Below are 19,645 nucleotides of genomic sequence, written 5' to 3'. Positions count from 1 at the left end.
GAGGGCGTCACGCTCGACGATATCTACCTGGGAAACGGCGCCAGCGAACTCATCGTGATGGCCACGAACGCGTTGCTCGACACCGGCGACGAACTGCTGCTGCCCGCGCCCGACTACCCGCTGTGGACGGCCGCGGCCAGCCTCTCGGGCGGCACGCCCGTGCACTACCTGTGCGACGAGGCCAGGGGCTGGATGCCCGATCTCGACGACCTGCGCGCCAAGATCACGCCGCGCACCAAGGGCATCGTGGTCATCAACCCGAACAACCCCACGGGCGCGCTGTACCCGGACGAATTGCTCGCGGGCATCGTGGAGATCGCGCGCGCGCATGGCCTGGTGATTTTTGCCGACGAGGTCTACGACAAGGTGCTCTACGACGGCGCCCGGCACAGGGCCATGGCCTCGTTGAGCGCGGACGTACTCACGCTCACGTTCAACTCGCTCTCCAAGAGCTACCGCTCCTGCGGCTACCGCGCGGGCTGGCTGGTGGTGTCGGGCGAGAAAAAACCTGCGCGCGACTACATCGAGGGCCTGAACATACTCTCGAACATGCGCCTGTGCGCGAATGTGCCGGGCCAATGGGCGATTCAGACCGCGCTCGGCGGCCGCCAGAGCATCCACGAACTGGTCGGCGAAGGCGGGCGCCTGCGCAGGCAGCGCGATCTGGCGTACGAACTCATCACGGCGATCCCGGGCGTGAGCTGCGTCAAGCCGCGCGCGGCGCTCTACATGTTTGCGCGGCTCGACCCCGCGGTCTATCCCATCGGGGACGATCAGCAGTTCTTCCTGGAACTGCTGCAGGAAACGCGGGTGATGCTGATCCAGGGAACGGGCTTCAACTGGGTCGCGCCGGACCACTTCCGCATCGTTTTCCTGCCGCACGAGGACGACCTGCGCGAGGCCATCGGCCGGGTGGCGCGCTTTCTGGAGCAGTACCGCAGGCGCAGCCGGCCCGGGGCCCCGTCCCTTCCCTCCCCTCCTCTTTCCTGAGATTCAAGCCCCGGATCGTTCATGAGCATGCAAGCCATTCAAGTCGGCCTTCTGGGCATAGGCACCGTCGGCAGCGGCGTATTCCACGTATTGCAGCGCAACCAGGACGAAATCAGCCGCCGTGCGGGCCGGGGCATCGAGATCCGCATGGTCGCTGCACGGAACGTGGCGCGCGCGCAGAGCGTGGTCGGCGCGCAGGTGCAGGTGGTCGCCGACGCGCGCGCGGTGATCGCCCACCCCGGCATCGACATCGTCGTCGAACTCATCGGCGGCTGCGGCATTGCCAAGGAACTGGTGCTCGAGGCCATTGCCGCCGGCAAGCACGTGGTCACGGCGAACAAGGCGCTGCTCGCGGTGCACGGCACGGAGATCTTTGCCGCCGCGTCGGCCCGCGGCGTGATGGTGGCCTTCGAGGCCGCGGTGGCCGGCGGCATCCCCATCATCAAGGCGCTGCGCGAGGGCCTCACGGCGAACCGCATCCAGTCGATCGCGGGAATCGTCAACGGGACGACCAACTTCATCCTGTCCGAGATGCGCGACAAGGGCCTGGACTTCGACCGGGTGCTCCGGGAGGCGCAGCGCCTGGGCTACGCCGAGGCCGACCCGAGCTTCGACATCGAGGGCGTGGACGCCGCGCACAAGCTCACGCTGATGAGCGCCATCGCCTTCGGCATCCCGGTGCAGTTCGACAAGGCGCATGTGGAAGGCATCACCCGGCTGAGCGCGATCGACATCCGCTACGCCGAGCAACTGGGCTACCGCATCAAGCTGCTGGGAATCACCAAACGCGTTGACGAGGGCGTGGAACTGCGCGTGCACCCGAGCCTGGTTCCCGCCAAGCGCCTGATCGCCAACGTGGAAGGCGCGATGAACGCCGTGGTGGTGCAGGGCGACGCCGTGGGCACCACGCTGTACTACGGCAAGGGCGCGGGCTCGGAGCCCACGGCCAGCGCCGTGATCGCCGACCTGGTGGACATCACGCGCCTGCACACGGCCGACCCCGAACACCGCGTGCCGCACCTGGCCTTCCAGCCGCACACGCTGAGCGACGCCATGGACGCCCTGCCCGTGCTGCCCATGAGCGCGGTCGTCACCAGCTACTACCTGCGCCTGCGCGTGGTCGATCAGGCCGGCGTGCTGGCCCGGGTCACGGCGCTGCTCGCCGACGCGGGCGTGAGCATAGACGCCGTGCTGCAGCGCGCAGCCGACGAGGTGGGCGGCGAGGGCTCCACGCAGACCGACCTGATCATCCTCACGCACGACACGCGCGAGGGCACAATGGACGCCGTCATCGCGCAGATGCAGGCGCTGCCCACGGTGCTGGCGCCGATCACGCGCATCCGCAAGGAAGCCCTGAGCTGATTCCGACATGCAATACCTCAGCACCCGCGGCCACGCAGAGCGCAAACCGTTTTGCGCCATCTTGCTCGAGGGCCTGGCGCCCGACGGCGGCCTGTACCTGCCCGCGCACTACCCGCGCATCGACGACGCAGCCCTCACGCGCCTGCGCCGGGCCTACCACACGCAGGGCTACGCCGAGCTGGCGTTCCAGATCCTGTCGCTGTACATCGACGACATTCCGCCCGCCGACCTGCAGGCCCTGTGCGCCAAGACCTACACCGCCGAGGTATTTGGCTCCGGCAAGATCGCGGAGCTGCGCCACCTCGAAGACGGCCTGTGGATCCAGGCCCTTTCGCAGGGCCCCACGCTGGCGTTCAAGGACATGGCCATGCAGTTGCTCGGCAACCTGTTCGAGTACGAGCTCGGGCGCCGCGGCGAGCAGCTCAACGTCCTGGGCGCGACCAGCGGCGACACCGGTAGCGCGGCCGAATACGCGCTGCGCGGCAAAAAGGGCGTGCGCGTCTTCATGACCAGCCCGCATGGCCGCATGAGCGCCTTCCAGCAGGCGCAGATGTTCAGCCTGCAAGACGAGAACATCCACAACATCGCCATCGAAGGCGTGTTCGACGACTGCCAGGACATCGTCAAAGCCGTCAGCGGCGACCTGGACTTCAAGCGCAGGTACAGGATAGGCGCCGTCAACTCGATCAACTGGGCGCGCCTGCTGGCGCAGGTGGTGTACTACTTTGCCGGCTATATCCAGGCCACCGAAAGCAACGCGCAGCTGGTCCGCTTTGCGGTTCCCAGCGGCAACTTCGGCAACGTCTGCGCGGGCCACGTGGCGCGCATGATGGGCCTGCCGATCGCGCAGCTGGTGGTGGCGACGAACGAGAACGACGTGCTCGACGAATTCCTTCGCACCGGCGTCTACCGCGTGCGCAGCGCTGCGGATACGCACGAGACCTCCAGTCCCTCGATGGACATCAGCAAGGCGAGCAACTTCGAGCGCTTCGTGTTCGACCTGCTGGGCCGCGACGGCGCGCGCGTCGCGGCGCTGTTTGGCACGGCGCTGGCGCGCGCGGGCCGCTTCGATCTGAGCGCCGATGCGCACTTTGCCGAGGCCGCAGCGCGCTATGGTCTGGCAAGCGGCAAGAGCACGCACGCCGACCGCCTGGAGACCATCCGCGACACCTACCGGCGCCACGGCGTGACCCTGGACCCGCACACCGCCGACGGAGTGAAGGTGGCGCGCGCGCACCATGGCGAGGCCACGCTGCCGATGATCGTGCTGGAGACGGCGCTGCCCATCAAGTTTTCCGAGACCATCGTCGAAGCCCTGGGCCATGCGCCCGAGCGGCCCGCACAGTTCGTCGGAATCGAAGACCTGCCCCGGCGCGTGCAGCGGCTGCCCGCCGACGTGCAGCAGGTCAGGGCCTATATCGAGCGCCACTGCGCCCCGTCCGCCTGACGACCCGAGAACCGCGGCGAACAAGGAGCAGCGCATGAAGGTCGTCGGTTTTGCCGGCTTTTCCGGCAGCGGCAAGACCACGCTGATCGAGCAGCTGATCCCCGCGTTGCGGCTGCGCGGCCTGCGCGTCTCGGTGGTCAAGCACGCGCACCACAGCTTCGACATCGACCACCCGGGAAAAGACACCTACCGCCACCGCGCGGCGGGCGCGTTCGAGGTGGTCGCGGCGTCCGACCAGCGCCTGGTGCTGATGCGCGAGTTCGGGCAGGCCACGGCGCTGAGCGTGCACCACCTGCTGGCCGAACTCTGCCCGAGCGTGGACTGGGTGCTCGTCGAGGGGTTCAAGGACAGCGACCTGCGCAAGATCGAGGTCTGGCGCGCCCCCGAGCCCGGCCAGCTGGCCAAGCCCGTGCGCTACCCCGGCGACGACCGGGTGCTCGCCGTGGTCACCGACGCGCCGCAGCGCCTGCCCGAGCCCACGCGGCTGCCCGTGCTCGACCTGAACGCGCCCGCGCGGGTGGCGCACTGGCTGCTGGAGCACGCGCAGCGCTTTGAATACGCATCCGGACTGCACGCGGGACTGCTGCCATGCGCCCCGCGATAAATCCCTTCGGCCCCCTGAAGCCCCTGGACGAGGCGCTCGCCGAACTGCTCGCGCAGGCCCGGCCCTTGCCGGGCACCGACCGGATCGCCACGATGGACGCGGACGGCCGCGTGCTCGCGCAGGACTGCATCTCGGCGCTGCAAGTGCCGCCGCAGGACAATAGTTCGATGGACGGCTACGCGCTGCGCTGCGCCGACGTGGCGGCCGCGGGCCTGGCGCAGCCGACCGAACGGCCCGTCGAACTGCCCGTATCACAGCGCATTGCAGCAGGCAGCGCGGGCGAACCCTTGCAGCCCGGCAGCGCAGCGCGCATCTTTACCGGCGCCCCCGTGCCTGCCGGCGCCGACGCGGTCCTGATGCAGGAAGACTGCGAGGCCCTGGCCGGCGCCGGCCTGGGGCGGGTGCGTATCCACGCCATGCCCCGGCCGGGCCAGTGGATCCGCAGCGCGGGCGAAGACATCCGCCGCGCCAGCGTGGTGCTCGCGGCCGGAACGCGGCTCACGCCGGCCGGGCTGGGGCTGGCTGCGAGCATCGGCCTGCACCAACTGGAGGTGGCGCGCCGCCCGCGCGTGGCGCTGTTCTCCACCGGCGACGAACTGGTCATGCCCGGCGCCGTGCCGCCCGCGCAGATGCGCCCCGGCGCCATCTACAACAGCAACCGTTTCTTTCTGCGCGCCATGCTGCTGCGCCTGGGGTGCACGGTGAGCGACCTGGGAATCGTCCCCGACCGGCGCGACCCACCATGCAGGCGCTGCAGGACGCGAGCGCCGCGCACGACCTGATCCTCAGCAGCGGCGGCGTCTCGGTGGGCGAAGAAGACCACATCAAACCCGCCGTCGAGGCGCTGGGCCGGCTGGACCTCTGGCAGATCGCCATGAAGCCCGGAAAACCCTTTGCCTACGGCCAGGTCGGGCCGGCGCATTTCATGGGGCTGCCCGGCAACCCGGTATCGAGCTTTCTCACCTTTGCGCTGCTGGTGCGGCCCTTTGTGCTGCGCTTGCAGGGCGCGCTGGCCGTTGCGCCCAGGGCGCTGCCCGCCACCGCCCACTTCGCCTGGCCCCGGGCCGACAAGCGCCGCGAATTCCTGCGCGTGCGGCACGACCCCGCAGGGGGGCTGGAACTGTTTGGCAACCAGAGTTCGGGCGTGCTGACCTCGGCCACCTGGGGCGACGGCGTGGTCGACAACCCGGCCGGCCAGACGATTGCACCGGGCGACAGCGTTGCGTTCATTGCGTTCTCGGAGTTGTTGTCATGAAGATCACGGTGCGCTATTTCGCCTCCATCCGCGAGGCCATCGGCCAGGGCAGCGAGACCGTGGAGACGGCGTGCACCACGCTCGGCGCGCTGCGCGACGAACTCATTGCACGCGGCGGCGCGCACGCCGCGAGCCTGGCCCGCGGCAGGGCCCTGCGCATGGCGCTCGACCAGAGCATGGGCGACGAGACCGCGCCGCTGGCCGACGGGGCCGAGGTGGCGTTCTTTCCGCCCGTGACTGGTGGATGAACGGCGGCTGAAGCACGGTCCTTCAGCGCGGCGCGGTGAACGCGGGGCACGGCCACGCCAGCAACTCGGCCAGGCGCGTGACGATCCAGACCGCCTCGGGAAGCGATACCCCCGACTCAGCGCTGCTGAGCCCGGCGTGCATGCGCCGCAGGATGTCCTCCTCGCAGGGTGCCTGCACCTGATGCAGCGTCTGCGCCCGCTCCACCAAGTGGCCCGCCAGGTCCTCGCAGAGTTCGTAGCGCGCGCGCACCGCGTCGGCTGGCGCGCGCAGGCGCTGCTGCGCGTCGCTGTACAGCGCGAGGAACGATTGCGGTACGTGGATCTGGTTCTCGTCGTCCATGGGGGAGCGGTGGGGGGTACAGTGCGGGGGCTGGCGAATCGTACCGACAAATTCCTGCGCTCCCCCATGACCCCGCCCCGCGTATCCATACAGACCGAGGACTTTGACCTGTCCACCGAAATCGCGGCCCTGCGCCGCGCAAACCCGGGCGTCGGGGCGGTCTGCGGCTTCGTCGGCACGGTGCGCGGGCAAGACACGGGCGACACCGTGGAATCCATGACGCTCGAGCATTACCCCGGGATGACCGAGAAATCGATCGAGGCCATGCTGGACGCGGCTCTCCAGCGCTTTGACATCCTGGGCGCCCGCGTCATCCACCGCGTGGGGCGGCTGCTGCCGTGCGAGCAGATCGTGCTGGTGGCCGTGGCCAGCGCCCACCGGGAGCAGAGCTTTCGGGCCTGCGAGTTTCTGATGGACTACCTCAAGACCCAGGCGCCGTTCTGGAAAAAGGAGCAGACCCCCAGGGTGCGCGCTGGGTGGACGCCAGGGCAAGCGACGACGCGGCGCTCGCGCGCTGGGCAATCATGGCCGGGAGTAAGGACTCAGCCCCTCGCCCCACGGCCTCGCCCATCAAGCAAAGCGGGCATGGCCCTTGACTTCAATATTTGACATCGACGATGGAAAACCGCATGCCCGGGACTTGCGGCGCCTGCTCGGCGGGCAGGTAGGCCAGGGACTCGATGGGAGCGTCCAAGGGCAGGACGGCGTTCAGAAAGTCCTTGCGCAGATCGGCGCGCGCGAAGACGCGCTGGAAGACCAAGTCAATCTTGGGATCGAGGTAGTTCAGGTTCATGAACGGGCGCGCCTGCTTTGGCCGCGCAGTCTATCGCATGCGGGCGAGCCCCCACGCTTTTCGAGGCCCGGAAAGCGGAAGGCCTCCCTTGCGGGGAGGCCTTCACACTCTCTACACTGGAGCTCCCGGCTCCCTCTCGGGTTGGCCGGGTTGGCCTTGCAGCGCGTCAAAGTGAGACTCTACGCGTTTTCCGCCAGACTTGTCAAGAGCAGTTCCCTCATGCATCCCCCATCCAGTGAGTTCGAACAGATCATCTCCAAGCCAAGGCTCGACAGTTACAGAGCGTACTGGAAGGTGGATCCCGATGGGGCGGTGGGTTTGTACATATGGAACGGAGAAGTGTGCGCCGAAGTGTCGAAACTGCTTGCGTACTTCGAGATCGCTTTGCGAAACAACATTCACCGCGAAATGAGTTTGGCCACCCCATTGCCGACGCCGGCTGGCGTTATGGGTACCTCTGCGAGCAGTGCGTGGTGGAACGCTTCGTCCATCGGCGCACAGCTCAAACCGGGGACAAAAAAGAAGATCACCGATGTGATAAATGCTTCCTCGGTTCGTTTGGGGCCCGATGAGATTGTTTCCCGGCTTTCATTCGGGTTTTGGCCAAACGTCCTGGCATGGATCGCCAAATCGCGAACGCCGGCCATGTACAAGATTCTCCCGGGACATTCGCTTAGCCAGCCAGGGGCATTGCCCAACTGGTCAGATGCAGCAGCCCGAAATTCCGCATTGGCCGAAATATTCGAGATGAAAGAGGTGCGCAACAGAATCGCGCATCTGGAACCTCTTTGGAAATTTCCCAAGGTCATGGATGCAGTGACACAGAAAGTCATCGTCGCTCCTGCGTCCACCAACGAGACGAGCACCATGGATCGATTTGCGCGACTGCTACGGATCTATGATGACGCAGTGCATGCCCTCTCCCCGGCACTTTCCTCTTATATGAAGGCGGCCAGTTGGCGGCAAAGGCTTGATTTCCTGCTATCGCGCAAAGGCGTCGCTCGCTACCAAGGGGGGCTTCATGTTCCCAATGGATCTCCGTTGGGCACAAGGGCGCTGCATCAGGAATTCGCCACGGTCATTCTGAATAATCGCCCCGTCAAAATACACGACGTCGGAGGCGAGGGGTTGTTCATTCCGCTCTGAAAATTCAGGCAGGGCCCCACCAATCCAACGCCGCCGCCTGCATCCAGAGGGCCGCTCCGGCATTATCGAATCACAATGAAATCCATTCGCCGCAAGCCATGCTGCGGTCCACGGCTTCTCCGATCCGGGTGGACACCAGGGCATCCTCTCCATCGGGGTATTTTCCCTTGAGTTCGTCGAGCGTGAGCACGCCGCTTTGCATGGCCCTGAGCAGTTCGACGAACCGGATCATCGATGCGAAGGTATAGCCCTGCACCTGCGCGCCCCACACGGGATGTTCGTACTCCTGCGCGCCAAAAGCGTTGATCACCAGACTCTCCGGCACGTCAGCGTAGCAACTGAACATGCCGCGATCCTGGCTATCGACCTCCACCACACCTTCTTCGCCAACCATCCGGATCTGTTGGTTCACGATCGACGGAAATCCGGTGGGCAGGATCCAGGAGAGGTCGAATGAAAAGCTGGCGCCATTGGCGAATTCAACGCGGGCGTTGACGCTGTCGAGCGTATCCACGCCCATGGACTGCAATTTCCCCCTGTGGCCCGTGGCGTACACCCTGCGCGGCTGGCTTTGCAGCAGCCAGTAGACGAGATCATAAAAATGCACCCCCAAAAACCAGGAGGGTGAGCTGCGTGCAGCCCATTGGCGCAGCCATACCGAGGGCACGACGATCTTGTCCTCCATGCAAACGGAGCCGTACTGGATTTTTCCGAGCCGACCGGCTTGCATATCGCTTTTCAAGCGCATGTGCGCGGGGTCGAAGCGTTTGTGAAAATCGATGAACAGCATGACCGCGCGCTGGCGACAGGCGGCTATCATCTGCTGAGCACGCGCGCTGCGGGTGTCCAGCGGCTTTTGCACGAGCACGTGCAAGCCCGCGTCGGCCGCGGCCAGCACCACCTCGCCGTGCAGATGGTCGGGGGTTGCGACGGCGACGGCGTCAAGACCGGCATGCGTGAACATGTCCCGGTAGTCCGCGTATCCCCGGATGGCAAAACTTTTGGCTTGGCGGTCGAGAATTTCTTTGTCGATTTCTGCCAGTGCAACCAAGTCCAGCAGCCCCTGCTTGTGCAAGGCCGCAAAACACTTGAGCATGGCGCTGCCATAAACGCCTGCGCCGACCACGGCGATGCGCGGCCTGGATTTTTGGGTCATCTTCTTCTCCAAATCCGGTCAGTGCGATCCGCTGGATTGCGCGCGACACCGGTGATCGCCCACGCGCGCAGCATGCACTTCCAGTGCATCGCTCCATTCGACCTCGCTGGGGGGCAGCGCAATTCCATGGCGCTGGAACGCATCCGCCAAAATGCGTCGCGGGTTCTCCGAAGCCATCGCGATGGCTTCCTCAAAGCTGGCGCATCCCCAGGCCACGGCGTTGCGCAGCGCGCGATCCAGGGTCAGGCTCGACCCCGCCAGATACGCCGATCCCGGAGTGCGCACCGCACCGTCGCTCCCCAATTCGATGTCGAAACCTGCAAAGCGATAGTTTCCAGGTTGGGCGGCACCTGCGGCGCTGACCGCATCCGTGACCAAAATGGAACGCGCCAATCCTTTGGCCCGCAGCATGGACCGCAGAGCACGCGGGGGGACGTGCAGACCATCGGCAATAAAGCTGGCGCACAGCCCGTCGCAGCCCAGCTGCGCTTGTATCGTGTTGTTGAATTTCGGCAGCAGCTGCGGCACGCCATTGCCCAAATGCGTGCACAGGCGTGCACCGGCATGCGTCGCCCGGTCGATGGTTTCCGCGTCTGCCGCCGAATGCCCGATGGCAAGAACTTTTGCCTGTGCATGCAGGCTTTTCGCAAAGCAGCCGCTTTCATCCAACTCGGGCGCATAGGTCAGCATGAGAATGGGGCGTGACAATGCGCGCTCGATCCGGGAGATCCACTGCGCATCGGGGCGCCGCATGGCCTCTGCGGGGTGGCACCCCGCGTAGCCCTCCATGGGGTTCAGGAACGGCCCTTCGAGGTGATAACCGGGGATCATCGCGGCGCCCAAACGGCTCTCCCTGAGCGCGCGATCGAGCGCTTGCAGCCGCGCGCCCATTGCGTCGCCTGTCGCGGTGATGATGGTCGGCAGGCAGGCCGTCACGCCCGTCGCCAGCATGGCCTCCAGAGCGTGGTCGAGCGCCGCGCCCGTGATCGTGCAAGCGTCGTTGAAATCGACCCCGGAAAAACCGTTGACCTGCATGTCGAACAATCCGGCGCTCACTCTCCCTGCCATGGCCCGCGCCTCTCCGTGTGCTGCAACAAACTGGCAGAGTGGGGATCGAGATAGAGCGTGCAATCGGCATGCGTTTGCAGAAAGGACGCCGGACTGTCTTGCGTAATGGGTCCCTCGATCGTCGCCCTCACCGCGGCCGCCTTGCGCGCATCGGGGACCGAGAGAATGATTTTTCGGGACTGGGCAATTTGTTGCATGCTCATCGTGATCGCGCACCGCGGTACCGCGTCGAGGGCGGGAAACCAGCCTTCGGTCGCTTGTTGCCGGCGGCAGGCTTCGTCCAGATTCACCAAAATGAAGGGGCTCCGGGTTTCAAAGTCGGCCGGAGGGTCGTTGAACGCGAGATGGCAGTTTTCGCCAATGCCTGCGAAGCAGACAGCGATCTCGTGCATTGTGATGAACCCGTTGAGGCGGCTGATTTCATCGGGAATCGAGTCTGCCGTGCCGTCAATGGCGACAAAGGCTTTGGGCGTCGGCAAGCGCGCAAGCAGGCGGGTTTGCAGATAGTTTCGGAAACTCGCGGGATGGCTCGGGGGCAGGCCGACGTATTCGTCGAGGTGAAAAATGCTGACGCGCGGCCACGCGATGCCGCGCTCCTGAACCAATGCATCGAGCATTTCGAACTGGCTGGCCCCGGTGGCAACGATTACACCGGCTTCCGGTTTTTCCGCCAGGGCTTGGCGCAGCGCATCCGCTCCGGCGCGCGCGGCGGCTCTTCCCAGGGCCTGCTTGTCCTGAAGGATTTCCACTTTCACCGGTATTCCTTTTCGCCATTACTGCGCCACCACGGTCTTGATGCGCGCGATCATCTCATCGACCGCCTTGTCCACCGCGAGCTTTTCGTTGACCACGCGACTCATCGCCTTGGCCCAGACGTTCTCGTTGTTCAGCACGGCAAACCGGTAGTCCTTGGTGAATTCGAAGGGCACCGTTCCGTGTGTAAATTGCTTGTGGACCGCGAGCCGATGCGGGTCGGACTGCCAGAATGCGCGTTGCTGAGCGGCCCGGGTCACGGGGTACCAGCGACCGAGTGTGCCCTCGACGTAGGGGGTCAGATTCGCCTCGTCGAGCAGGAACGCCACAAACTGTTTGGCTGCGGCCTTGTTCCTTGCATCCCTGAAGATGACGCCGGTCTTGACCGACGCCCTGTAGGTCATCCTGGAGCCGTCGGGCTTGTCGGGAAATCCGCCGGTCACGATCAGCTCCGTGTAATTCTTCCTCGCCGTTGCCCGTTGGGAATCGGTCAACACGGGATTATTCATGTCGTCGAGCCATTTGCCCGGGATCGAAATCGTTGGATTGTGCGTGAGCACCGTGGTCCGGTTGTGGAACGCGACGTTGTTGTCCGGGTCCTTCCAACTCATCGCCGAGGGAGGAACACAGCCCTTGGCGTACAAATCGGTGTAATCCGTGAGCGCATCGATCAGGCCCTGGCGCACCGCCGGATCGTCTACCAGCAGTTTGCCCTCGCCATCGACCAGCCTGACGTTGTAAGCGTCCGCGAAGGTCAGGAACGCCCAGGCGGCATCGGTCGAGTCCACGCCCAGTGACTGGCCCACGGCGTACACGCGGCTGCCGGTTTTCTTGCGGTACGCGGGTTGCACCTTCTCGCACCAGAAACGCCAGTAATCCTTCCAGCCCGTTGGAATATCCGACTGCTTGAAACCGGCCGTCTCCAGCATGTCCTTCCAGTACATGGTGTAGATCGTCTGCTGCATGATGGGAAACGCGTAATAGGCGCGCTTCCGGGTCGCATGGTTGTAGAGATGGACGGCCTCGACGGCACTGGGCGCGAAGCGCTCGCGCATGGGGGCCAGGAGTTCGGAGAGATCGTCGATCTTGCCCTCGTAAGCCCATTTGGCGGTGACCTGAAAGTCGTAGACATCGGAATACGCGACATCGGGTGGAGCGCCGGAGTCAAGCGCCGCGACGGTCTTGGGAAGCATGTCTTGCGGCGGATATTGCGATAACTCGACCTTGATCGCCGGGTATTTGGCCTCGAACTTGCGGATCATTTCGAACAAGGCCAAGTCCTCGCTTTGGTAGAAGGCCTTGGCCCACCAGACCCTGAGCTGCTGCTGCGCAAACGCCGGCGCAGCGGGGACGCCCGCGAGGGAGAGCGCGCATGCGGCCAAGCCAACGGCCCTCCCGAGCCGAAAAGCAAGGCTGCGGGCCAAGGTGTTTTTCATGGATCCTGGTCTCCTGGTGCTGCTGCTGACGGGCGGCGACGATGGTCACACAGTTTGAAACAATCATTAACGTGTTTGGCGCAATTCCCGCCTGGGGTTTACCACTAGAGCGCGTTGCCTGCGCGACTCCCTCCGGGCCCCTCTCAGTCATCGACGCGCCGCGCCAGGTAGGAGGCCAGTGGCGGGGATCGGAGAACACCGCAGCGGTTTTCAGGTGGATGAGGCTGCGCCGCGATTCGGCGTGCAGATGCTCGATCAGCGCAGCGGCTGCGGCGTCAACGGCGTCGTGCAGCAGCAGCTCGTAGATGATGCGGTGCTCGTCGACGATGCGCGGGTCCATGGGCAGGCCCAGGCTGCGCAGAAAGCGCTCGGTCTCCACCAGCGGCAGTTGGACATGCCGGAGGTTCTCCGCCAGCCGGTCGTTCGTCGTTGCCAGCAGCAGCGATTCGTGCAGGTCCGACTCGATGCGGTCGATCATTTCCGCAGTCCACTGCGACGGGTCGCGGCCCGTGCAGCGTGCGCGCAGGGCCTGCAGCGTTGCGCGCGGCGTTTGCTGCATGGCGCCGCGCAAGGCGACGGGTTCGAGCGCGGTGCGCAGTTCGTAGAGCTCGCGGATGTCCTTGGCGGTCAGCGGGCCTGCGACCCAGTGCGAGCTTTGGTTTTTCCGCACCAGGCCGCGCTCCTGCAGGCGGCTCAGCACGTCGCGCGCGACCGTGCGCGAGACCCGGTAATGCTCGGCCAGTTCGGCTTCGACGATGCGGTACTGGCCGAACACCAGGCACGAGGCCACGCTGCGCTCCACTTCGGCGTAGATGCGCTCCCACGAGGTCCGGGTCTGCAAGGCCGCGTCGGCCTGCGCGCCGAGCGACAGGTTCAGCGCCTTGAACGGCGTGCGGATCGGGCGCACGGATTGCGCCGGCGGTCCGACCAGAAACCCCCGTCCGTCAAAGCGCTGGATCAGCTGGCGCGACTCCAACTCGGCGAGCGCGCGCCGCACCGGTGCACGGCTGGTCTGAAAGACTTCGGCAATCGGCTTTTCCAACAGCACCAGACCCGGTGGCAACCGCCCGATGCGGATGTGTTCGTCGAGCACCTCGGCGATGACTGCGTACAGATGCGAAGAGTTCAGGAGGTCGTTGGCAGGGGTCATGTCGCTGGGCGCAGGACGGTCCAGCAGTTTAGGGCACCGCAGGCGGGGGGCGATGGGGGGTTGAACAATTGACTTTTGGTATGTAAAAACCGATCTCGAGGCTCTGCGGACCCGATTGCCTCATGGGGTCCTGCCGGCACTGCTTCAATGCATTTCCGAAAGTTTTCTGCCATTCCATTCCCTGAATCCGACCCCGTGGAGCGGGGTTGCCATCCTTGTAAATGTCTATTGCATTCTTAAGACAAGATAAGTACATTCGCCCCCAAGTCATCCCGCCGCGTGCGCGGCTCACTGAAGGCAGGTGTTGAATGCTTGGGTCTACGCTGGTGCGCGCGCCTGTCGTCGAAGGCCGTGCCGTGACGGCGGCGCTGCACCTGCACGCCGTGGGCAAATCGTTCGGACGGGTGGCGGCGCTGCGCGCGGTCACGCTGGCGGTCGATCCGGGCGAATACATCACCATCCTGGGCCCCAGCGGCTCGGGCAAGTCAACGCTGCTGCGCCTGATTGCCGGGTTCGATCGGCCCGACACCGGCCGGGTCGAGGTCCTTGGCCAGGACCTCGCGGGCCGGAGCGCGCACGAACGCGGGGTCGGCTTCGTCTTCCAATCCTTTGCGCTGTTTCCGCATTTGAGCGTTTTCGAGAACCTGGCCTTTGGCCTGCGCTACCGCAGGCATGCGCCGGTGATCGACGCGGCGCAGGTCAGGCGCGAAGTGGACGCGGCGCTGGCCCTGGTCGGCCTGAGCGGTCTGGGTGCGCGCAGCGTCGCCCAGATATCGGGCGGGCAAAAGCAGCGCGTGGCGTTGGTGCGTTGCCTGGTGGGCAAACCCCGGGTGGTATTGCTCGACGAACCGCTGGGCGCGCTCGACGCCAACCTGCGCGATCAGATGGCGTTGGAACTCACGCGCATACAGCGGCAGCTGGGATGCACCTTCCTGCACGTCACCGGCAACGAGCAGGAGGCGTTGGCGCTTGGCAGCCGCGTGGCTGTTCTCGATCAGGGGGCGCTGGTGCAGATCGATACGCCGCGCCGGCTGTTCGAGCGGCCAGCAAGCAGCCAAGTGGCCCGCTTGCTCAACTGCTTCAACCCGCTGTCCGGGCAGGCCGCCGGGGGGCGCCTGGCGGGGCCGGCGTTCGACGTGCCCTTGCCGGACGTTGCCGCGCAGTGGCACGGGGCGGCGCTGTGCATGGTCCGGCGCGACCGGGTGCAGGTCGATGCGGACCAACCGGGCAATGGCGGGAGAGGCGACGGCGACCCCCGCCGGGCCCATATCACGGGCACGTATCTGGCGAGCGAATACGCCGGTTCGCGCGTGCTCGCGATCTTCCGGACCGGCGCCGGCGCGCATTTCGAGGTCGAGTACCACCTGAGCCACCGGCGCCCGCCGGCATTCGTTGCGGGCCGGCGCTACGCCTTGCGCTGGCAGGCGGCCGAGACGCTGGCCTACGCCGCCTGAGTGCCGATGAACGCCCCGGCCATGCCCCCTCGAGTCCCGCCCCGGGAGCGCGCCAGCACGCCTGGCTGCTGGCGCCGGGAATGCTCTGGATGCTGCTGTTCCTGCTGCTGCCGATGCTGACGATGCTCTGCGTCAGCTTCTGGACCCAGACCACGTTCACGATAGAGCCGACGCTGACGCTGGACAGCTGGCGCGCCTTCTTTGCCACGCCGACCTACGTCGGCGCGCTGTGGACCACGGTCAGCCTGTGGCTCATCACGCTGCTGGTCTGCCTGCTGCTGGGCTACCCGGTGGCGCTGTACATCGGCCTGTGCGTGAAGAACAAGACCGTGCAGACAGCGCTGCTGGTGCTGTGCGTGATCCCGTTCTGGACCCCGTTCCTGATCCGTGTGCTGGCCTGGCGGCCGATGCTCGGCAGCGAGGGCGCAATCAACCTGCTCCTGATGCAGTTCGGGGTCATCGACGCGCCGCTGCAGATCCTGCTGTTCAGCCCCTTGTCGGTGGTGATCGGCATGGTCCAGATCTACGTGGTCTTCATGGTCGGTCCGGTGGCCTTCATGCTCGCGCGCATCGACCCCGGCCTGATCGAGGCCGCGCGCGACCTCGGGGCCGGGACCGGGAGGATTTTGCGCACCATCGTGCTGCCGCTGAGCATGCCTGGCGTGGTCGTCGGCGCGGTCTTCGTGAGCACCATGGTGCTCGGCGAGTTCGCGACCCCGGCAGCGCTTTCGGGGCGCAAGGTGAACATGCTGGGCAACATCATCGTGACCCAGGTCGGCTCGCTGAAATGGGCTTTCGCGGCCGTCGCCGGCGTGATCCTGACGGCGCTCACGGCGGCGGTCGTGGCCCTGTTGCTGCGCCTGGTCAACCTGCGCGAGGAGCTTTGAGCATGCAAGGCAAGACCCCGCTGCGCGCCTTCCTGGCGCTGTTCACCGCCGCGTTCCTCGTGTTCCTGTACGGCCCGATGGGGGTGCTGGCCATCCTGAGCTTTCAGACCGGCCCCGAGGGCGGGCCGCAGTTCCCCATCGTCGAGTGGTCCACCTACTGGTACGCACACCTGCTGGGGCGGGCTGCGCCGTCGCGCGTTGCGCCTCTGGATCTGGGCGACGCCCTGCTCCGGTCGCTCGCGCTCGCGCTGGCAACGACGCTGGTCGCCACCGTGCTGGGGGTGCTCTCGGCGCAGGCCTTCCGGCGGCGTTTTCGCGCGGCGGGGCTGGCTTTCTATCTGATCGTGCTGGGGATGATCGTTCCGGGAATCCTGGTCGGCCTGGGCGTCGCGTTGCTGGCGAATGCGCTGGACCTGCCGCGGGCATGGTGGGGCACCTCGTTCGTGGTGCACGTGGTCTACGCCTACCCGTTCGCCTTCCTGGTGATGCTCGCGGTCTTCAACCGCTTTGACCGCTCGGTCGAGGAGGCCGCGTGGAGCCTCGGGGTCAGCCCGGCAACGACCTTCCGGCGCATCACCTTTCCGTTGATCTTCCCGGGGGTGCTGAGCGCGATGCTGTTCTCGTTCACGCTGTCCTACGACGAGTTCTCGCGCACGCTGTTTACCGCCGGCGGCCATCCCACGCTGCCATTGACCATCTATGGATCGTTCTCGGTCGAGATTCATCCCAACCTCTTTGCGTTCGGCGTGCTCACGACCCTGGCCTCGTTCAGCCTGCTGGCCGTGTACGGCGCGCTGATGGCGCTGACGCTGCGCCGCGCGCGCCAGGTCGCGTTGCAGGAGGCGATCCGGTAATGCCCCGTGACTGCGCGCTGCGCTTCTTTTTCCACTGAAAGGGACTCCCATGACGACACGCTTCGACGCATCACGCCGCCACACGCTGGCGCAGGGGCTCGCGCTCGGCAGCGGCGCGCTGCTGCCCGCAGGCGCCGCGCTGGCGCAGATGGTGCCATTGGCCAAGCAGCAATTGCGCACCATCGGGCTGTCGGTGACGGTGCAGGAGCGCATCCTGGCCGACTTCAAAGCCCAGTCCGGCGTCGCCAAGACCGTGGGCACGGCGGCAACGCATCCGGACGCGCAAACCCGGATCTTGTCCGGCGCCAAGGATTTCGACATCTGGGAAACCAACGCCGAACGCCTGCCGGCCCTGGTGATGACGAACAAGCTCACCCCGGTGCCGACGGCGGCGCTCAAGCACTGGGGCCAGATCCGCGACACCTTCACGCGGCCAGACCCCAAGCTGCCGGCGAAGGCCCAGATTGCCGGGCAGATCCGGGCCGACGCGGCGCAGACTGCGTTGTACATGGTGCCCACGGTCTACAACTATGACTCGATCGGCTACCACCCCGGCGTGCTCAGCGCCGAGGAGGCGAACAGCTGGACGGCCCTGTTCGACAAGAAGTGGAAGGGGCGCTCGGGGCTCAACACCGACCCCCTGATCGCGACCGGCGAAGCCATTTTGGCGATGAACTCGCTCGGCCTGTCGGACGTGAAAAACCCGGGCAACCCGAACAAGAAGGAGATCGACGAGGCCATCGGCTTTTTGATCAGCAAGAAGAAGCAGGGCCAGTTCCGCGCGCTCTGGGGGGATTTCGGCGAACTCGTGAACCTGCTCGCGTCGGGCGAGATGGTGGTCTGCGACGCCTGGCAGCCGGCGGTGATGGCGGTCAAGGCGCAGGGCCGTCCCTGCAAGTACGCGACCCCGAAGGAGGGCTACCGCGCCTGGGCCATCGGCGTCGCGGTGCTGGCCACGACGCCGCACCGCGAGGCCGCGATCGCGTACGCCGACTATTGGTTGTCCGGGCCGCCGGCGATCGCCGTCTCCGAGCAGGGCTACTACTCGCCGAGCACCAGCGTCCGGCAGGTGATGGCGCCGCAAAAATACGCGTTCTGGTACGAGGGCGCGCCCTGGGTCGGCGCCACCGAGCGCGGCATCAGGGAAGGGGATCTGCGCGACGGGGGCGCGCTCGCGCAGCGTGCAGCGCAGGTGGCCTACTGGCACCAATGGCCCGATTCCTACGACCACCTGGTCCAGAAGTGGAACGAGTTCCTCACGGCCTGAGCCCCGTGCAGCACGACCTCGAACTGCTCGACCTGTGCAAGGTCTACCCTGGCGGGCACCGGGCCGTGAACCGCTTGTGCCTGCAAGCCCGGCGGGGCGAGTTCATTTCGCTGGTCGGGCCGTCGGGCTGCGGCAAGACCACGACGCTGCGCATGCTCGCCGGGTTCGAGGCGCTCAGCAGCGGCCGGATTCTGCTGCGCGGCCGAAGCATCGGGCACCTGCCGCCGGAGCAGCGGCCGACGGCGACGATTTTTCAGGACTTTGCGCTGTTCCCGCACATGACGGTGCGCGAGAACATTGCGTTCGGCCTGCACGGGCGACTGGACCCGGCGGCGCAGAGGGCGCGCGTGGAGCACATGCTGGCGCTCTTCGAACTCGGGCCGGTGGCCGGGCGCCATGGCCGCCAGCTGTCGGGCGGGCAGCGCCAGCGCGTCGCGTTGGCCCGGGGCCTGGCGGTGCAGCCCGACATCCTGCTGCTCGACGAGCCGCTCGGCGCGCTCGACGCCAACCTGCGCCGCTCGATACAGCATGAGCTCAAGCTGCTCCAGCGCGAGGTCGGAATCACCTTCCTGTTCGTCACCCATGCGCAGTCCGAAGCGCTGGTGCTGTCGGACCGGGTGGTCGTGATGAACCGCGGCCACACCGAGCAGATCGACACGCCCTGCGCCCTGTACACGCGCCCGGCGACGGAGTTCGTCGCGCGCTTCATCGGCCGCAACGCGCTGCTCGCAGGGCGGGTGCAGGGCATCGAACACCACGTGGTGCAGGTCGCCACGGCGCTCGGCCTGCTCCAGGGCACGGCCGCCGGGCCGGCCAGTCTGCGCGTCGGAGACCGCGCGCTGCTGGTCGTGCCCTCGGAAGCCATGGACCTGCGGCAGGTACCGCAAGACAGCGCCCCGCCCGCGGGGCAGATCGCTGGCCACGTCGTCGGTCGGACCTACACTGGGCAGACCGTGCGGCTGCACGTCGAACTGGCCGACGGCGAATGCCTGACGGTAGAGCGCCACGTCGATCACGCGGACGGATTGCCCCATGCGGCCAGGGTGCTGCTGTCCTGGCCTGTGGCCGAGGCATCGGTGATCCCCGCTGCTGCGTCGGGCTGAGGCCGGAGTGGGAACCGGTGCTTTGAATCAGGCCCCGCCCCGGGGCCGTGTTGGCGAAACCTTCAAGGAGTGCAAGATGGCAAAGGAAATTCTGTGTGGCTTTGGTGTCGATGTGGACGCCGTCGCCGGCTGGCTGGGTTCGTATGGCGGGGAAGACTCGCCGGACGATATCTCGCGCGGCCTGTTCGCGGGCGAGGTCGGAGCGCCGCGCCTGCTCCAACTGTTCCAGCGCCTGGGGATACGGACGACCTGGTTCATCCCCGGGCATTCGATAGAGACCTTTCCGAAGCAGATGCGCGCGGTCGCCGAGGCCGGGCATGAAATCGGCATCC

General features: G+C 66.2%; 19 protein-coding genes and 2 pseudogenes. 14 read left to right on the top strand and 7 right to left on the bottom strand.

Going from position 1 to position 19,645, the window contains the following annotated elements:
- The 6 genes and pseudogenes from VTU_RS27795 to moaD form a co-directional block, all read left to right on the top strand.
- Window positions 1-990, top strand: a 990-nt coding sequence (locus VTU_RS27795; RefSeq protein WP_010106292.1) for a pyridoxal phosphate-dependent aminotransferase, incomplete at its 5' end; no start/stop codon positions are given.
- Window positions 991-1,017: 27 nt separating this feature from the next.
- On the top strand, window positions 1,018-2,352 hold the full coding sequence (locus VTU_RS0116810; RefSeq protein WP_010106291.1) for a homoserine dehydrogenase: 1,335 nt from the start codon (window positions 1,018-1,020) through the stop codon (window positions 2,350-2,352).
- 7 nt (window positions 2,353-2,359) lie between these two features.
- Window positions 2,360-3,799: a threonine synthase gene (gene thrC / locus VTU_RS0116805; protein ID WP_010106289.1), complete on the top strand. Its 1,440-nt coding sequence runs from the start codon at window positions 2,360-2,362 to the stop codon at window positions 3,797-3,799.
- A 34-nt stretch (window positions 3,800-3,833) separates the two neighbouring features.
- Window positions 3,834-4,403: a molybdopterin-guanine dinucleotide biosynthesis protein B gene (gene mobB / locus VTU_RS0116800; RefSeq protein WP_010106287.1), complete on the top strand. Its 570-nt coding sequence runs from the start codon at window positions 3,834-3,836 to the stop codon at window positions 4,401-4,403.
- A pseudogene (locus tag VTU_RS27790) lies at window positions 4,388-5,658 on the top strand (molybdopterin molybdotransferase MoeA). Before mobB ends, VTU_RS27790 begins: the two are co-directional and overlap by 16 nt.
- Window positions 5,655-5,906 carry a molybdopterin converting factor subunit 1 gene (gene moaD, locus VTU_RS0116790; RefSeq protein WP_010106286.1) on the top strand — a complete coding sequence of 84 codons (252 nt, stop codon included), beginning with the start codon at window positions 5,655-5,657 and terminating at the stop codon, window positions 5,904-5,906. The pseudogene VTU_RS27790 and the gene moaD overlap by 4 nt, the downstream one beginning before the upstream one ends.
- A gap of 22 nt (window positions 5,907-5,928) precedes the next feature.
- On the opposite strand, the gene VTU_RS0116785 is transcribed toward moaD, so the two are convergent.
- Window positions 5,929-6,246 carry a hypothetical protein gene (locus VTU_RS0116785; protein ID WP_010106284.1) on the bottom strand — a complete coding sequence of 106 codons (318 nt, stop codon included), beginning with the start codon at window positions 6,244-6,246 and terminating at the stop codon, window positions 5,929-5,931.
- Between the two features lie 66 nt (window positions 6,247-6,312).
- Here VTU_RS0116785 and VTU_RS27785 point away from each other — a divergent pair.
- Window positions 6,313-6,842: pseudogene (locus tag VTU_RS27785) on the top strand (molybdenum cofactor biosynthesis protein MoaE).
- Between the two features lie 2 nt (window positions 6,843-6,844).
- On the opposite strand, the gene VTU_RS0116775 reads toward VTU_RS27785, so the two are convergent.
- Window positions 6,845-7,039 carry a hypothetical protein gene (locus VTU_RS0116775; RefSeq protein ID WP_010106282.1) on the bottom strand — a complete coding sequence of 65 codons (195 nt, stop codon included), beginning with the start codon at window positions 7,037-7,039 and terminating at the stop codon, window positions 6,845-6,847.
- A 219-nt stretch (window positions 7,040-7,258) separates the two neighbouring features.
- On the opposite strand from VTU_RS0116775, the gene VTU_RS27780 reads away from it, so the two are divergent.
- A complete protein-coding gene (locus tag VTU_RS27780; protein ID WP_138927939.1) occupies window positions 7,259-8,185 on the top strand; it encodes a hypothetical protein in 927 nt (308 codons plus the stop codon).
- Window positions 8,186-8,255: 70 nt separating this feature from the next.
- Here the strand turns inward: VTU_RS27780 and VTU_RS0116755 are convergent, their stop codons facing one another.
- Genes VTU_RS0116755 through VTU_RS27775 form a run of 5 tightly spaced genes read right to left on the bottom strand, consistent with a single transcriptional unit; the run spans window position 8,256 to window position 13,748 of the window.
- Window positions 8,256-9,341 carry a Gfo/Idh/MocA family oxidoreductase gene (locus tag VTU_RS0116755; protein ID WP_010106280.1) on the bottom strand — a complete coding sequence of 362 codons (1,086 nt, stop codon included), beginning with the start codon at window positions 9,339-9,341 and terminating at the stop codon, window positions 8,256-8,258.
- Between the two features lie 18 nt (window positions 9,342-9,359).
- Window positions 9,360-10,409 carry an N-acetylglucosamine-6-phosphate deacetylase gene (locus VTU_RS0116750; protein WP_029554501.1) on the bottom strand — a complete coding sequence of 350 codons (1,050 nt, stop codon included), beginning with the start codon at window positions 10,407-10,409 and terminating at the stop codon, window positions 9,360-9,362.
- Complete coding sequence (locus VTU_RS0116745; RefSeq protein WP_010106278.1) at window positions 10,394-11,164, bottom strand: glucosamine-6-phosphate deaminase; 771 nt, start codon at window positions 11,162-11,164, stop codon at window positions 10,394-10,396. Before VTU_RS0116745 ends, VTU_RS0116750 begins: the two co-directional genes overlap by 16 nt.
- Window positions 11,165-11,182: 18 nt before the next feature.
- Window positions 11,183-12,433, bottom strand: coding sequence for an ABC transporter substrate-binding protein (locus VTU_RS0116740; protein ID WP_201766153.1), 1,251 nt, complete (start codon window positions 12,431-12,433; stop codon window positions 11,183-11,185).
- Window positions 12,327-13,748: a GntR family transcriptional regulator gene (locus tag VTU_RS27775; RefSeq protein WP_010106276.1), complete on the bottom strand. Its 1,422-nt coding sequence runs from the start codon at window positions 13,746-13,748 to the stop codon at window positions 12,327-12,329. The genes VTU_RS0116740 and VTU_RS27775 overlap by 107 nt, the downstream gene beginning before the upstream one ends.
- Window positions 13,749-14,056: 308 nt before the next feature.
- Between VTU_RS27775 and VTU_RS0116730 the strand changes: the two genes are divergently transcribed.
- The 6 genes from VTU_RS0116730 to VTU_RS27770 form a co-directional block, all read left to right on the top strand.
- Window positions 14,057-15,202, top strand: coding sequence for an ABC transporter ATP-binding protein (locus tag VTU_RS0116730; RefSeq protein ID WP_010106275.1), 1,146 nt, complete (start codon window positions 14,057-14,059; stop codon window positions 15,200-15,202).
- 80 nt (window positions 15,203-15,282) lie between these two features.
- Complete coding sequence (locus VTU_RS0116725; protein WP_138927938.1) at window positions 15,283-16,089, top strand: ABC transporter permease; 807 nt, start codon at window positions 15,283-15,285, stop codon at window positions 16,087-16,089.
- Window positions 16,090-16,091: 2 nt separating this feature from the next.
- Entirely contained in the window at window positions 16,092-16,943 is an 852-nt protein-coding gene (locus VTU_RS0116720) for an ABC transporter permease (RefSeq protein WP_010106271.1), read from the top strand.
- Window positions 16,944-16,992: 49 nt separating this feature from the next.
- Complete coding sequence (locus VTU_RS0116715) at window positions 16,993-18,210, top strand: ABC transporter substrate-binding protein (protein WP_010106269.1); 1,218 nt, start codon at window positions 16,993-16,995, stop codon at window positions 18,208-18,210.
- Window positions 18,186-19,313: an ABC transporter ATP-binding protein gene (locus tag VTU_RS0116710; RefSeq protein ID WP_236610773.1), complete on the top strand. Its 1,128-nt coding sequence runs from the start codon at window positions 18,186-18,188 to the stop codon at window positions 19,311-19,313. Before VTU_RS0116715 ends, VTU_RS0116710 begins: the two co-directional genes overlap by 25 nt.
- A 76-nt stretch (window positions 19,314-19,389) precedes the next feature.
- On the top strand, window positions 19,390-19,645 hold a 256-nt coding region (locus tag VTU_RS27770; RefSeq protein WP_040893022.1), incomplete at its 3' end, for a polysaccharide deacetylase family protein.

It is taken from the genome of Verminephrobacter aporrectodeae subsp. tuberculatae At4 (assembly GCF_000193225.1).
Lineage (GTDB): Bacteria > Pseudomonadota > Gammaproteobacteria > Burkholderiales > Burkholderiaceae_C > Acidovorax > Acidovorax aporrectodeae.
Note: the sequence above shows the minus strand (reverse complement) of the source record. Positions and strands in the feature narration are given on the sequence as shown.

What these genes read in the sequence shown, in the direction of transcription:
- VTU_RS0116810 (WP_010106291.1), top strand. Translation starts at nt 1,018, where the DNA reads ATGCAAGCCATTCAAGTCGGCCTTCTGGGCATAGGCACCGTCGGCAGC.
- thrC (WP_010106289.1), top strand. Translation starts at nt 2,360, where the DNA reads ATGCAATACCTCAGCACCCGCGGCCACGCAGAGCGCAAACCGTTTTGC.
- mobB (WP_010106287.1), top strand. Translation starts at nt 3,834, where the DNA reads ATGAAGGTCGTCGGTTTTGCCGGCTTTTCCGGCAGCGGCAAGACCACG.
- moaD (WP_010106286.1), top strand. Translation starts at nt 5,655, where the DNA reads ATGAAGATCACGGTGCGCTATTTCGCCTCCATCCGCGAGGCCATCGGC.
- VTU_RS0116785 (WP_010106284.1), bottom strand. Translation starts at nt 6,246, where the DNA reads ATGGACGACGAGAACCAGATCCACGTACCGCAATCGTTCCTCGCGCTG.
- VTU_RS0116775 (WP_010106282.1), bottom strand. Translation starts at nt 7,039, where the DNA reads ATGAACCTGAACTACCTCGATCCCAAGATTGACTTGGTCTTCCAGCGC.
- VTU_RS27780 (WP_138927939.1), top strand. Translation starts at nt 7,259, where the DNA reads ATGCATCCCCCATCCAGTGAGTTCGAACAGATCATCTCCAAGCCAAGG.
- VTU_RS0116755 (WP_010106280.1), bottom strand. Translation starts at nt 9,341, where the DNA reads ATGACCCAAAAATCCAGGCCGCGCATCGCCGTGGTCGGCGCAGGCGTT.
- VTU_RS0116750 (WP_029554501.1), bottom strand. Translation starts at nt 10,409, where the DNA reads ATGGCAGGGAGAGTGAGCGCCGGATTGTTCGACATGCAGGTCAACGGT.
- VTU_RS27775 (WP_010106276.1), bottom strand. Translation starts at nt 13,748, where the DNA reads ATGACCCCTGCCAACGACCTCCTGAACTCTTCGCATCTGTACGCAGTC.
- VTU_RS0116730 (WP_010106275.1), top strand. Translation starts at nt 14,057, where the DNA reads ATGCTTGGGTCTACGCTGGTGCGCGCGCCTGTCGTCGAAGGCCGTGCC.
- VTU_RS0116725 (WP_138927938.1), top strand. Translation starts at nt 15,283, where the DNA reads ATGCTCTGGATGCTGCTGTTCCTGCTGCTGCCGATGCTGACGATGCTC.
- VTU_RS0116720 (WP_010106271.1), top strand. Translation starts at nt 16,092, where the DNA reads ATGCAAGGCAAGACCCCGCTGCGCGCCTTCCTGGCGCTGTTCACCGCC.
- VTU_RS0116715 (WP_010106269.1), top strand. Translation starts at nt 16,993, where the DNA reads ATGACGACACGCTTCGACGCATCACGCCGCCACACGCTGGCGCAGGGG.